Annotated in this window: 11 protein-coding genes; 5 read left to right on the top strand and 6 right to left on the bottom strand. The window is 70.7% G+C overall.

The annotated features are described in order from the left end of the window. Positions 1–2,111: glycoside hydrolase family 2 protein (locus AOJ26_RS38170; RefSeq protein ID WP_053852931.1), on the bottom strand; the 2,111-nt coding region annotated here is incomplete at its 3' end. 162 nt (positions 2,112–2,273) lie between these two features. On the opposite strand from AOJ26_RS38170, the gene AOJ26_RS38165 reads away from it, so the two are divergent. The 3 genes from AOJ26_RS38165 to AOJ26_RS38155 are packed head-to-tail and all read left to right on the top strand — an operon-like array spanning position 2,274 to position 5,361. Next, a complete protein-coding gene (locus AOJ26_RS38165; RefSeq protein ID WP_053852930.1) occupies positions 2,274–3,593 on the top strand; it encodes an ABC transporter substrate-binding protein in 1,320 nt (439 codons plus the stop codon). After that, on the top strand, positions 3,593–4,534 hold the full coding sequence (locus AOJ26_RS38160) for a carbohydrate ABC transporter permease (protein WP_053852929.1): 942 nt from the start codon (positions 3,593–3,595) through the stop codon (positions 4,532–4,534). Before AOJ26_RS38165 ends, AOJ26_RS38160 begins: the two co-directional genes overlap by 1 nt. Next, on the top strand, positions 4,531–5,361 hold the full coding sequence (locus AOJ26_RS38155) for a carbohydrate ABC transporter permease (protein ID WP_053852928.1): 831 nt from the start codon (positions 4,531–4,533) through the stop codon (positions 5,359–5,361). The genes AOJ26_RS38160 and AOJ26_RS38155 overlap by 4 nt, the downstream gene beginning before the upstream one ends. Before the next feature lie 31 nt (positions 5,362–5,392). Here the strand turns inward: AOJ26_RS38155 and AOJ26_RS38150 are convergent, their stop codons facing one another. From AOJ26_RS38150 to AOJ26_RS38140, 3 genes are all read right to left on the bottom strand, one after another. After that, the gene (locus AOJ26_RS38150; protein WP_078960184.1) at positions 5,393–6,673 is read right to left on the bottom strand and encodes a ribonuclease D; all 1,281 of its coding nucleotides are present in this window, start codon (positions 6,671–6,673) and stop codon (positions 5,393–5,395) included. 132 nt (positions 6,674–6,805) lie between these two features. Continuing rightward, positions 6,806–7,468, bottom strand: coding sequence for a response regulator transcription factor (locus tag AOJ26_RS38145; protein WP_007385400.1), 663 nt, complete (start codon positions 7,466–7,468; stop codon positions 6,806–6,808). A 231-nt stretch (positions 7,469–7,699) separates the two neighbouring features. Further along, positions 7,700–8,326, bottom strand: coding sequence for a DUF3000 domain-containing protein (locus AOJ26_RS38140; protein ID WP_053852927.1), 627 nt, complete (start codon positions 8,324–8,326; stop codon positions 7,700–7,702). Positions 8,327–8,484: 158 nt separating this feature from the next. On the opposite strand from AOJ26_RS38140, the gene hemE reads away from it, so the two are divergent. Further along, positions 8,485–9,540: a uroporphyrinogen decarboxylase gene (hemE, locus tag AOJ26_RS38135; RefSeq protein ID WP_053852926.1), complete on the top strand. Its 1,056-nt coding sequence runs from the start codon at positions 8,485–8,487 to the stop codon at positions 9,538–9,540. A 4-nt stretch (positions 9,541–9,544) separates the two neighbouring features. Here hemE and AOJ26_RS38130 read toward each other — a convergent pair whose 3' ends face one another. Next, a complete protein-coding gene (locus AOJ26_RS38130; RefSeq protein WP_053852925.1) occupies positions 9,545–10,372 on the bottom strand; it encodes a rhomboid family intramembrane serine protease in 828 nt (275 codons plus the stop codon). Between the two features lie 135 nt (positions 10,373–10,507). Between AOJ26_RS38130 and AOJ26_RS38125 the strand changes: the two genes are divergently transcribed. Further along, entirely contained in the window at positions 10,508–10,828 is a 321-nt protein-coding gene (locus AOJ26_RS38125) for a hypothetical protein (protein ID WP_053852924.1), read from the top strand. Between the two features lie 3 nt (positions 10,829–10,831). On the opposite strand, the gene AOJ26_RS38120 is transcribed toward AOJ26_RS38125, so the two are convergent. Continuing rightward, on the bottom strand, positions 10,832–12,226 hold the full coding sequence (locus AOJ26_RS38120; RefSeq protein ID WP_053852923.1) for an FAD-dependent oxidoreductase: 1,395 nt from the start codon (positions 12,224–12,226) through the stop codon (positions 10,832–10,834). Positions 12,227–12,310 lie beyond the last annotated feature (84 nt).

Genomic DNA, 12,310 nt, shown 5'->3' with positions numbered 1-12,310 from the left:
GCCCGCCCCGAACCGGCGCTTCCCCCCGCGTCCGCCACCAGGAACTCCTTCGCCCCCACCGGCACCACCTCCGCCGGCACCGCCACCTTCTCGACCGCCCGCCGGGCCGCGCGGAAGGGGACCTCCGTCTCGCCGATCACCTCACCCTCCATCGACATCCGCCGTAGCCGCAGCACCCCGGCCCACGCCTCGCCCGCCTGGTTGACGACCGCCAACGCCAGTCCCTCCGCGCGCACTTGAACCGTCAGCAGCCGATCCGCATACAGTCGCCGCAGCTCGTGGTAGAGCGGCTTCTCCCGCCCGTCCCCGTCCACCGCGGCCCAACTCGTCACCGGCCAGCAGTCGTTGAGCTGCCAGACCACGGTCCCCGCGCACACCGGCCAGTGCGAGCGCCAGTGCTCGATCCCGGCGGCCACGGCCCGCGCCTGGTTGACCTGCGTGAGGTAGTGCCAACGGTCGAAGTCCCCCTCGGGGAAGGCGAAATGTCGCTCCAGGCCCCGCCGGAGCTTGCCGTTGCCGTCGTCCGCCTTCTGGTGGTGCAGCATCCCGGGGGAGTCCGCCGCGAGCTCCTCCCCGGGCAGCGCACGCGCGAGCGTGGCGTACGCGGGCGGTGCCTGCCAGCCGAACTCGGCCACGAACCGCGGGACGTCGTCGCGGTACCCGGCGTAGTCCAGGCGGTTCCACACCTCCCACGAGTGGTGCGTCCCGTGCGCGGGGTCGTTGGGGTGGCGCTCCCACGAACCCGACCAGGGACTGCCCGCCGTGTACGGCCGCGTGGGGTCCGACTCGGCCACCACCCGCGGCAGTACGCCCAGGTAGTACCCCTCGCCCCAGGAGTCCCCGGCGAGCCGCGCCTCCCAGCCCCAGTCCCGGAAGCCCCACAGGTTCTCGTTGTTGCCGTTCCACAGCACGAGCGAGGGATGCGGCATCAGCCGTACGACGTTCTCCCGGGCCTCCGCCTCCACCTCACCCCTGAGCGGCTGCTCCTCCGGATAGGCCGCGCACGCGAACGGGAAGTCCTGCCAGACCAGCAGCCCCTGCTCGTCGCAGGCGTCGTAGAAGTCCTCGCTCTCGTAGATCCCCCCGCCCCACACCCGTACGAGGTCGACGCCCGCGTCGGCCGCCTGTCCGAGCCGCTCCCGGTACCGCGCACGGGTGATCCGGGACGGGAACACGTCGTCCGGGATCCAGTTCACACCGCGTGCGAAGAGCCGCTCACCGTTCAGCACGAACGTGAACCCCGTGCCGTGCTCGTCGGCCGACCGGTCCACCTCGACCGTCCGGAAGCCGATCCGGCGCCGCCACACGTCCAACGGGCGGCCCTCGTGGAGCAGGGTCAACTCAACGTCGTAGAGCGGCTGTTCCCCGTACCCGCGCGGCCACCACAGCCGCGCCTCCGGCACCTCCAGGCGTACCCTCCCCGTGGTCCCCTCGATCGCGGCGTGCCCCCGCGCCCCGCCCACCGAAGCCTCCACCGTCAGCGGCGCCTCGACCCTGGCCCGCTCCACGTCCACCAGCAACTCGACGACCCCCACGCCCCGTTCGACCGTCACCAGGGGCCGCACCCGTGCGATCCGGGCCGTCGACCACCGCTCCAGTCGCACCGGCCGCCAGATCCCGGCCGTCACCAGCGTGGGCCCCCAGTCCCAGCCGAACGAGCAGGCCATCTTGCGGATGTACTGATAGGGCTCGGCGTACGCGGCCGGCCGCTCGCCCAGTCTCCCGCGCACCGCCTCGGCCTCGGCGTAGGCGGAGGCGAACCGCACCGCGAGGCGCCCGGACATGCCGGTCACGTCGAAGCGGTACGAGCGGTGCATGTTCCGCGTCCGGCCCAGGAGCCAGCCGTCGAGCAGGATCTCGGCCGCGGTGTCGAGACCGTCGAAGACGAGGTCGGTCTGCTCGTGCCCGTTCGTCGGTGCGAGGTCCCGCTCGTAGGTCCACTCCCGCCGCCCCACCCACGCCACCTCGGTCTCGTTGCGCCCGAGGAAGGGATCCGGGATCACCCCCGCCGCCAGCAGATCGGTGTGCACACAGCCCGGTACGACGGCCGGCAGCCCACCCCCCTCGTGCCGCAGGATCCATCCCTCGGTGAGCGGTGTGGCCTGAAGCATCTACGCACTCCTAAACCGATCAAGTCCGTTACTGCGGAAGCTTTTCGGCAGCGCTGTCATCGTTGGCGAGATACGGACTTTACCGGTTAAGAAAACGTTGTCAGAGTACCGAACCAGCCAACCCGCTCGTGCTCGTCCGTCCCGTGAACGGAGCTGATGCACATGAACCGCCGTACAGCGCTGTCCCTGACCGTGGCCGTGAGCGCCGCCCTGCTGCTGCCGGGCTGCACCGGCACCGGAGGATCGTCGAAGGGCGCCGACGCCACGGCACCTGACGATCCGTCGGAGGTCACCGGCACCATCAAGGTCCTCACCGTCCGCACCGACCTCGTGCAGGACGGCACGATGAAGAAGTACGCCGCCGCGTTCAACAAGACGTACCCCAAGGTCAAGGTGGAGTTCGAGGCCCTCACGAACTACGAGGCCGAGGTCAAGATCCGGATGAACACCGAGAACTACGGTGACGTCCTTCTGATCCCCGCGGTCATCAAGAAGGCCGACTACCCGAGGTTCTTCGCCTCCCTGGGCACCCAGGCCGAGCGCGCCGAGAAGTACCGCTTCACCGACTACACCACCGTCGACGGCAAGGTCTACGGGCAGAGCCCGATCGGCGTGGCCCCCGGATTCGTCTACAACAAGCGGATCTGGCAGCAGGCCGGGGTCACCGAATGGCCCACCACCCCGGCCGAGTTCATCGCCGACCTCAAGGCGATCAAGGCGAAGACCGACGCGATCCCCTACTACACCAACTTCGCGGCCGGCTGGACCCTCACCTCCTGGACGTACGTCGACGGCGCCGTCCACTGCGACCCGCAGGCCACCACCGAGCTCGCCGAGGCCGACCCGTGGGCGAAGGGCGCCGACCTGCGCGTCGGCGACACCCTGCTCCACGACATCGTGAAGGCCGGCCTGGTCGAGAAGGACCCCACGACCAGCAACTGGGAGGAGTCCAAGCCCCGTACCGCCAAGGGCGAGATCGCCACCCAGTGGCTCGGCACCTGGGCGATCGTGCAGTTCCGGGACGCGGCGAAGAAGGCCGGAGTGAACCCCGACGACATCGGCTTCATGCCCTTCCCGTCCCAGACGGACGGGAAGTTCTGCGCGACCGTCGCACCGGACTACAACCAGGCCGTCAACGTCCACTCGAAGCACAAGGAGGCCGCCCGCGCCTGGATCGACTGGTTCACCGACAAGTCCACGTACGGGCAGGACAACCTGGCCATCTCGCCGCTGAGGAACGCCCCCTTGCCCGAGGTCCTCAAGCCGTACGAGGAGCAGGGCGTGAAGCTCATCGAGGTCGACGACTCCAAGGGCGCCCGCGTCAAGCAGATCGACAGCGACTCGGAGGTGGGCATCTACGCCCCCGAGTACCGCCAGAACCTCGTCGACCTCGCCCGCGGAGCCCGCGAGGGCAGCCTCGACGGCTTCCTCGACGACCTCAGCAAGCGCTGGACGGACGCCCAGAAGAACCTGGGGTCCTGATGACGGACACGACACACAAGGCGGTCGCGGAGGTGATCCCGGCCGCCCCCGTCCCGGCGCCCGCCTCGCGCCGGACCCGTGCCTGGCGGGGCGTCACCCCCTGGCTGTTCCTGATCGCCCCGCTCGCCCTGCTGATCACCTTCACCTACGCGCCGATCGTCAACATGCTGGCGTACAGCTTCACCGACTGGGACGGCGTCAGCCCCGTCCTGCACTACACCGGCGTGGAGAACTACGAGGAGGTCTTCACCCGCCCCGACCTGTTCGAGGTCTTCTGGGTCAGCGGCTACTACCTGGCCGCCTCCGCGGTCCAGATCGTCCTGGCGCTCTACTTCGCCACGGTCCTGAGCTTCGACGTCCGCTTCCGGAACTTCTTCAAGGGCGTGCTCTTCTTCCCGTACCTCGTCAACGGGGTCGCGATCGGCTTCGTGTTCCTCTACTTCTTCCAGGACGGCGGCACCCTCGACTCGGTGCTGGGCCTGCTCGGGGTGCACACCGACCACGCCTGGCTCGGCACCCCGGCCTCCGCGAACACCTCGCTGGCCGGCGTCTCGGTCTGGCGCTACCTGGGCCTGAACTTCGTCCTGTTCCTGGGCGCGATCCAGTCCGTCCCGGGGGAGCTGTACGAGGCCGCGGAGCTGGACGGGGCGGGCCGCTGGCACCAGTTCCGGTACATCATCGCGCCGGGCATCAAACCGGTCCTGACGCTGACGGTGATCCTCTCGATCTCCGGTTCGCTCTCCGTCTTCGAGATCCCGTACATCATGACCGGCGGCGCGACCGGCACCGAGACCTTCGTGATCCAGACCGTCAACCTGGCCTTCCGCTTCAACAAGACGGGCCTGGCCTCGGCGGCCGCCGTCGTCCTGCTGCTGATCATCCTGCTGGTGACCTGGGTGCAGGGGCGCCTGGTCCCCGACGACAAGGTGGACCTGGCATGACCCGCCGCACGCTCAGCCGCGCCCTGGTCCAGCTGTCCCTGATCGCCGCGACGGCGGTCGTCCTGCTGCCGCTCGTGGTCGTCCTGCTGACCTCGCTCAAGTCGGAGCGGGAGATGGCGGACACGAGCGGGGCCCTCCAACTCCCCGACGACCCGCTGAACTTCCACAACTACGCGGCGGCCTTCCAGGACGGCGGGATGCTCACCGCCTTCACCAACACGGCGATCATCCTGCTGGTCTCGGTCGGCGGCACGGTCCTGATCGGCTCGATGACCGCCTACGCCATCGACCGCTTCACCTTCCGCTTCAAGAAGCTGGTGGTGGCGCTCTTCCTGACGGCCGCGCTGGTCCCCGGCGTCACCACCCAGGTGGCGACCTTCCAGATCGTCAACAGCTTCGGCATGTTCGACTCGCTGTGGGCGCCGATCGTCCTCTACATGGGCACGGACATCGTCTCGATCTACATCTTCCTGCAGTTCGTCCGCTCGATCCCGATCTCCCTGGACGAATCGGCCCGCCTGGACGGCGCCAACGCGTTCACGATCTACCGGAAGATCATTTTCCCGCTGCTGAAGCCGGCGACGGCGACCGTGGTGATCGTGAAGGGCATCACCGTCTACAACGACTTCTACATCCCCTTCCTCTACATGCCCTCGGAAGATCTTGGCGTGATCTCGACGTCGCTGTTCCGCTTCAAGGGCCCCTACGCGGCCCACTGGGAGGTCATCTCGGCGGGAGCGGTCCTGGTCATCCTGCCCACGCTGATCGTCTTCCTGTCCTTGCAGCGCTTCATCTACAACGGCTTCATGCGAGGCGCGACCAGGTGAGCGCACTTGCGGGCGCGGGGGACTGCGCGAGCTAGGCGGACAGCGCAGCCACCAGCACAGGGGTGACCTGCTCGACCTGCCAGGCCCGAGCACCGAATCCCGCCAGGGCCGCCCCGACGGACTCCGCACTGACCACGGCGGGCGGCTCCCAGCACACCCTGCGCACGGTGTCCGGGGTGATCAGGTTCTCCTGAGGCATGTTCAGTGTCTCGGCCAACGCCGACACCGCGGCCCGCGCAGCGGACAGCCTCGCGGCCGCCGCCGGGTCCTTGTCGGCCCACGCCCGCGGCGGCGGGGGCCCCGTCACCGGCTGCCCGGGCTGCGGCAACTGCGCCTCGGGGAGCGCCCTGGCCCGGTCGACGGCGGCCTGCCACTGCTCCAGCTGCCGTCGGCCCATCCGGTGCCCGAAGCCGTTCAGCGCGGCCAGCGCGTGCACGTTGGCCGGCAGGGAGAGCGCCGCCTCGACGATCGCCGCATCGGACAGCACCTTGCCCGGTGACACGTCCCGCCGCTGGGCGATCCGGTCCCGCGCCTCCCACAGCTCCCGAACGACGGCCAACTGCCGGCGCCGCCGTACCTTGTGCATCCCGGAGGTCCGGCGCCAGGGGTCCTTGCGCGGCTCGGCCGGCGGGGCCGAGGCGATCGCGTCGAACTCCTCGAGCGCCCACTCCAGCTTCCCCTGCCGGTCGAGCTCCTTCTCCAGCGCGTCCCGCAGGTCGACCAGGAGCTCCACGTCGAGCGCGGCGTAGCGCAGCCAGGGCTCGGGCAGCGGGCGGGTCGACCAGTCGACGGCCGAGTGCCCCTTCTCCAGCGTGAAGCCCAGCACTCCCTCGACCATCGCGCCGAGCCCGACCCGGGGGAACCCGGCGAGCCGTCCGGCCAGCTCGGTGTCGAAGAGGCGCGAGGGGACCATGCCTATCTCGCGGAGGCACGGCAGGTCCTGGGTGGCGGCGTGCAGCACCCACTCCACACCGGAGAGCGCCTCGCCCAGGCCCGAGAGATCGGGACAGGCCACGGGGTCGATCAGCGCGGTCCCCGCTCCCGCGCGCCGGAGCTGCACGAGATAGGCGCGCTGTCCGTAGCGGTAGCCGGACGCCCGCTCGGCGTCGACGGCGACAGGGCCGGAACCGGCGGCGAACGCGGCGATCACCTCGGCGAGCGAGTCCTCGTCGGCGATGACGGGCGGAATGCCCTCACGCGGCTCCAGCAGAGGGGTCGGAGCCTCCGCGACAGAAGATCCGCCATCGTCCGGAGGGCCGCCTCCGGTGGTTCGCAGTGGAACGTCTGCTGCGGTCTCTTGGGCGTCGGTCACCTGTCAAGGGTATCTGTGTATGGACAGCGCCTGCCGACGGAACGTTCCGTCGGCAGGCGCCTGGGGGTCGTAAACCAGTCAGCCCGGTGAAAGGCCTGGTTCACGTCCGTGAACAGTGAGGCGTGCAGAGCCTCAGTGGATGATTCCGGTGCGGAGAGCCACCGCCACCATGCCGGCGCGGTCTCCCGTGCCGAGCTTGCGGGCGATCCGGGCGAGGTGGCTCTTGACGGTCAGTGCGGACAGGCCCATCGAGACGCCGATCGCCTTGTTGGACTGCCCTTCGGCCACCAGCCGCAGGACCTCGACCTCACGGCCGGAGAGCTCGCGGTAGCCGCCCGGGTGGCTCGGGGCACCCGGGGGGCGGCGGTGCATACGGGCGGCGGCGGCGCCGATGGGGGCGGCTCCCGGTCGGGTGGGGAGCCCGAGGTTGGTCCGGGTGCCGGTGACGACGTAGCCCTTGACGCCGCCCGCGAGGGCGTTGCGCACGGCGCCGATGTCGTCGGCCGCGGAGAGGGCGAGCCCGTTGGGCCAGCCCGCGGCGCGGGTTTCCGACAGCAGGGTCAGGCCGGAGCCGTCGGGGAGATGGACGTCGGCGACGCAGATGTCTCTGGGACTGCCGATGCGGGGACGGGCCTCCGCCACGGACGAGGCCTCGATGACATCGCGCACACCGAGCGCCCAGAGGTGACGGGTGACGGTGGAGCGGACACGCGGGTCGGCCACGACCACCATGGCGGTGGGCTTGTTGGGGCGGTAGGCGACCAGGCTTGCGGGCTGCTCGAGGAGAACGGACACCGGGCCTCCTGGGGTGGGGACGGCTGGAAGGTCACAGACGTCTTCGGCACCGAACCCGGCGTCCTTTAGGGAATGATCACGATCTAGTGAGTAACAATTAGTGCAATTCGGACGTACGGTCGATCGTTCGGTGAACATATCGGTTCGTTCGAGGGGCCACTCCTGACTGAAAGTGGCCGTATCGACAAATTGATGCTCCATGTGGGTGGCCGTCGCCCCGGATGCGGGCGGTCAGCGTGCCTGGGGGTCCCGCCGCTGGGGGAGCGTGACCACGGAGGCGTCGCCCGGTCCGGCCGGCGGCAGGCCCGCGACCTGGGCCAGCAGATCGCACCAGGAGGCGAGGTGCCCCGCCGTGTCCGGCACCCCGCCCAGGCCCTCGCGGGGCGTCCAGGAGGCCCGGATCTCGATCTGCGAGGCAGCGGGCCGCTCGGCCAGCCCACCGAAGTAGTGCGAGCTCGCCCGCGTGACGGTGCCGCTCGGCTCGCCGTACGACAGCCCGCGCGCCGCCAGCGCGCCGGTCAGCCAGGACCAGCACACCTCGGGCAGCAGGGGGTCGGCGGCCATCTCGGGCTCCAGCTCCGCGCGCACCAGCGTCACCAGCCGGAAGGTGCCCCGCCAGGCGTCGTGGCCGTCCGGGTCGTGCAGCAGCACGAGACGCCCGTCGGCGAGATCCTGGTCGCCGTCGACGACCGTCGCCTCCAGCGCGTACGCGTGCGGGGCGAGCCGCTGGGGCGCCCGTGTCGGCTCGATCTCGATCTGCGGCCGCAGCCGACTGGCGCGCAGGGCCTGCACCGCGGCCTGGAAGGCCGGCGGAGCCGCACCGCTCCCATCCCGGTCACTCCCCTTCGCGTCGTCCATTCCGCCCGTGTCGTCCGACAGTCGTCCCTGTGCCGCAGCCATGCGGGAAGGTTAAGGGGAAGGGGGGCGTGGTGCGGGCCTAGACACCCTGACTCGGCCCCATGCCCACACGGACACCGCGCACTCGGCACTCGTCGCACCGTGCGAGACTTTCCGACGTGAGTGCACTCGAGACGCCGCCGTCAGCCACGTACGAATCCGCCTTCCTCAAGGCCTGCCGCCGCGAACCCGTGCCGCACACCCCCGTCTGGTTCATGCGCCAGGCCGGGCGCTCACTGCCGGAGTACCGCAAGGTCCGCGAGGGCATCCCGATGCTCGAGTCGTGCACCCGGCCCGAGCTGGTCGCCGAGATCACCCTCCAGCCGGTGCGCCGCCACAACGTGGACGCGGCGATCTACTACAGCGACATCGTCGTCCCGCTCAAGGCCATCGGCATCGACCTCGACATCAAGCCCGGTGTCGGCCCGGTCGTCGAGCACCCGATCCGCACCCGCGCCGACCTGGCCCAGCTGCGCGACCTCACCCCCGAGGACGTCTCCTACGTCACCGAGGCCATCGGCCTGCTGACCCGCGAGCTCGGCCCGACCCCCCTCATCGGTTTTGCGGGCGCGCCTTTCACCCTCGCGAGTTACCTCGTCGAGGGCGGCCCGTCCCGCACGTACGAGAACGCCAAGTCGATGATGTACGGCGACCCCGGGCTGTGGGCCGACCTGCTCGACCGTCTCGCCGAGATCACCGCCGCCTTCCTGAAGGTGCAGATCGAGGCCGGCGCCTCCGCCGTCCAGCTCTTCGACTCGTGGGCCGGCGCCCTGGCCCCCGCCGACTACCGCCGCTCGGTGCTGCCGGCCTCCGCGAAGGTCTTCGAGGCGGTCGCGGGGTACGGCGTCCCCCGCATCCACTTCGGTGTCGGCACCGGTGAGCTGCTGAAGCTCATGGGCGAGGCCGGCGCGGACGTCGTCGGCGTCGACTGGCGCGTCCCGCTCGACGAGGCCGCCCGCCGTGTCGGCCCCGGCAAGGCGCTCCAGGGCAACCTCGACCCGACGGTCCTGTTCTCGTCCACGGAGGCCGTCGAGGCCAAGACCCGCGAGGTCCTGGACTCGGCCGCGAACCTGGAGGGCCACGTCTTCAACCTCGGCCACGGCGTCATGCCGTCCACCGACCCGGACGCGCTGACCCGCCTCGTGGAGTACGTCCACACGCGGACGGCCCGCTGAGCCCTCACCACGTGTGCCGGGGCCGCGCCTTCCTGCCGAACAGCAGGCCGCGCGGTTCCGGCGGCGGGGGAGTGCCCGGCTTCAGCGGCCAGGCGAGCAGCATCCCGGCGAGGAAACCGACGACGTGCGCGGCGTACGCGACCGTGCCCGCCGCGGAGACGCCCTCGCCGGACGAGTAGAACGCCTGGAGCACGAACCAGAAGCCCAGCACCAGCCAGGCCGGCAGTCTCAGCGGCAGGAACACCAGGAACGGCACCAGGACCCACACCCGGGCCTTCGGGTACAGCACCAGATAGGCGCCCAGGACACCGGCGATGGCCCCCGAGGCGCCGATCAGCGGGTCGCCCGAGTCGGCGTTCAGAAGCGCGAAGCCGTACGAGGCCGCGTAGCCGCAGACGACGTAGAACAGCGCGAAGCGCACATGGCCCATGCGGTCCTCGACGTTGTTGCCGAAGATCAGCAGGAACAGCATGTTGCCCAGCAGATGCAGCCAGCCGCCGTGCAGGAACATCGCGGTCAGGACCGACAGGGCGGGGGACTTGTCGTAGTCGGGCGGGGCCACCACGCAGCCCGCCGAGCCCTGCGCGCTCGTGCCGACGTCGCCCGTGGGGACGAGCCGCGGCATCTGATGGTGGATCAACTCCTGCGGGACCGCCGCCCAGTGGTCAAGGAACGCCTGGAGATGGCACAGCTGGGCGAGGCTGCTGTCGCCCGCCACGGAACCGGCCAGGCCGGGCATGAACAGGAACACGAGGACGTTCGCGGCGATGAGCGCGTACGTCACCACGGGGGTGCGGCGCACGGGGTTCACGTCATGGACGGGGATGACCACAAGGAAGTACTGCCCGCGATGGGCCGGGCGAATCGGTGGCGCTCCGGTGAACACCCGCACGCGCGCGTGCGTATGTCTCCTCAACCGCCCGCGGCACGGGGAAGGCGGGCCGCGGGGACTACGTGAGGAACAGCGATGAACGACCGTACGACGCCTCCGATGCACGCTCTTCCCGACGGTGAGGCCGAGCTGTCCCTGGTGGTGCGACTGCCGTGGGAGGACGTGGCCAGGCTCGGTCAGGAGGCCGGGCGGCTGGCGGCCCAGATGCAGCGGCCGGTGACGCTCGACGAGGCGGTGAGCAACCGGCTCAGGTCCACCCGGCCCGCGGCGCACGCGAAGCCGGCCGGTGAGCAGCCGGCCGCGATGCCCGCGAGCGCCTCCGTCTCCTCGCTGCCGCCTCGCCCGCCCGCCGACCAGGCCCGCCAGGCCATCGAGCGGATCAACGGAACGGCGTAGCCCTCAGGAGCCCCGCACCTTCGCCACGGCCTTCCTGGCCGCCACCAGCACCGGGTCCCACACCGGGCTGAACGGCGGCGCGTACCCCAGGTCCAGGGCCGTCATCCGCTCCACCGTCATCCCCGCCGTCAGCGCCACCGCGGCGATGTCGACCCGCTTGCCCGCGCCCTCCCTGCCGACGATCTGCACGCCGAGCAGCCGCCCTGTGCGGCGCTCGGCGAGCATCTTCACCGTCATGGGGGAGGCGCCCGGGTAGTAGCCGGCCCGGCTGGTGGACTCGATCGTGACCGACACGAACTGGAGGCCCACCCGACGGGCGTCCTTCTCGCGCAGTCCGGTGCGGGCGATCTCCAGGTCGCAGACCTTGCTGACGGCCGTGCCGACGACCCCGGGGAAGGTGGCGTAGCCGCCGCCCACGCCCGTGCCGATGACCTGGCCGTGCTTGTTGGCGTGGGTGCCGAGCGCGATGTGGCGCTCCTGCCCCGACACCAGGTCGAGGACCTCCACGCAGTCACCGCCGGCCCAGATGTTCTCGTGGCCGCGCACCCGCATCGCGAGGTCCGTCAGCAGACCGCCGTGGGCGCCCAGCGGCAGACCGGCCGCCTTCGCGAGCGTCGTCTCCGGGCGGACGCCGATGCCGAGGACCACCACGTCCGCCGGGTACTCCGCGTCCTCCGTGGCCACCGCGCGCACCCGGCCGTCCCCGTCCGTGAGCACCTTGGTCACGGCGGCGTCGTTGACCATGGTGATGCCCAGGCCCTCCATGGCCTCGTGCACCAGGCGGCCCATGTCCGGGTCCAGCGTGGACATGGGCTCGCTGCCCCGGTTGACGACCGTCACCTCGTAGTCGCGGTTGATCAGGGCCTCGGCCATCTCCACGCCGATGTACCCGGCACCCACCACCACCGCCCTGCGGCCACGCGTGTGTGCCAGCGTGTCGATGAGCGCCTGGCCGTCGTCGAGCGTCTGCACCCCGTGCACCCCGAGCGCGTCGGCCCCCGGCATGTCCGGGCGGATCGGGCGGGCCCCGGTCGCGATCACGAGCTTGTCGTACGACGTCCAGTACTCGGCCCCCGAATCGAGGTCACGCGCGCGTACCCGCCGCCCGTCGACGTCGATCTCCGTGACCTCGGTGCGCATGCGCAGATCGATGCCCCGGTCCCGGTGCTCCTCGGGGGTACGGGCGATCAGCCCGTCCGGCCCGTCGACGTCCCCGCCCACCCAGTACGGGATGCCGCACGCCGAGTACGAGGTGAAGTGACCCCGCTCGAACGCCACGATCTCCAGCTCTTCGGGGCCCTTCATACGGCGTGCCTGCGACGCCGCGGACATCCCCGCGGCGTCGCCGCCGATCACGACCAGACGTTCCCTCGTGCCCTGCGTACGGCTCATGTTCATGCGAACACGCTACGAGGGCAGGGCATTTCAGTCCTGCCCGCCTAGCTCCTGTTCGCCCCCCTCGTGCCCGCCCCGCTCCTGCGC

Origin of the sequence: Streptomyces sp. NRRL B-24085, assembly GCF_001282115.1 — a bacterium.
Lineage (GTDB): Bacteria > Actinomycetota > Actinomycetes > Streptomycetales > Streptomycetaceae > Streptomyces.
The sequence above is the reverse complement of the archived record's forward strand: the minus strand, read 5'-3'. Positions and strand labels throughout refer to the sequence as shown.

Bases quoted from the DNA above. Each gene is read 5' to 3' on its own strand.
- AOJ26_RS38160 (WP_053852929.1), top strand. From the start codon at position 3,593: ATGACGGACACGACACACAAGGCGGTCGCGGAGGTGATCCCGGCCGCC.
- AOJ26_RS38120 (WP_053852923.1), bottom strand. From the start codon at position 12,226: ATGAACATGAGCCGTACGCAGGGCACGAGGGAACGTCTGGTCGTGATC.
- AOJ26_RS38140 (WP_053852927.1), bottom strand. From the start codon at position 8,326: ATGGACGACGCGAAGGGGAGTGACCGGGATGGGAGCGGTGCGGCTCCG.
- AOJ26_RS38165 (WP_053852930.1), top strand. From the start codon at position 2,274: ATGAACCGCCGTACAGCGCTGTCCCTGACCGTGGCCGTGAGCGCCGCC.
- AOJ26_RS38125 (WP_053852924.1), top strand. From the start codon at position 10,508: ATGAACGACCGTACGACGCCTCCGATGCACGCTCTTCCCGACGGTGAG.
- AOJ26_RS38155 (WP_053852928.1), top strand. From the start codon at position 4,531: ATGACCCGCCGCACGCTCAGCCGCGCCCTGGTCCAGCTGTCCCTGATC.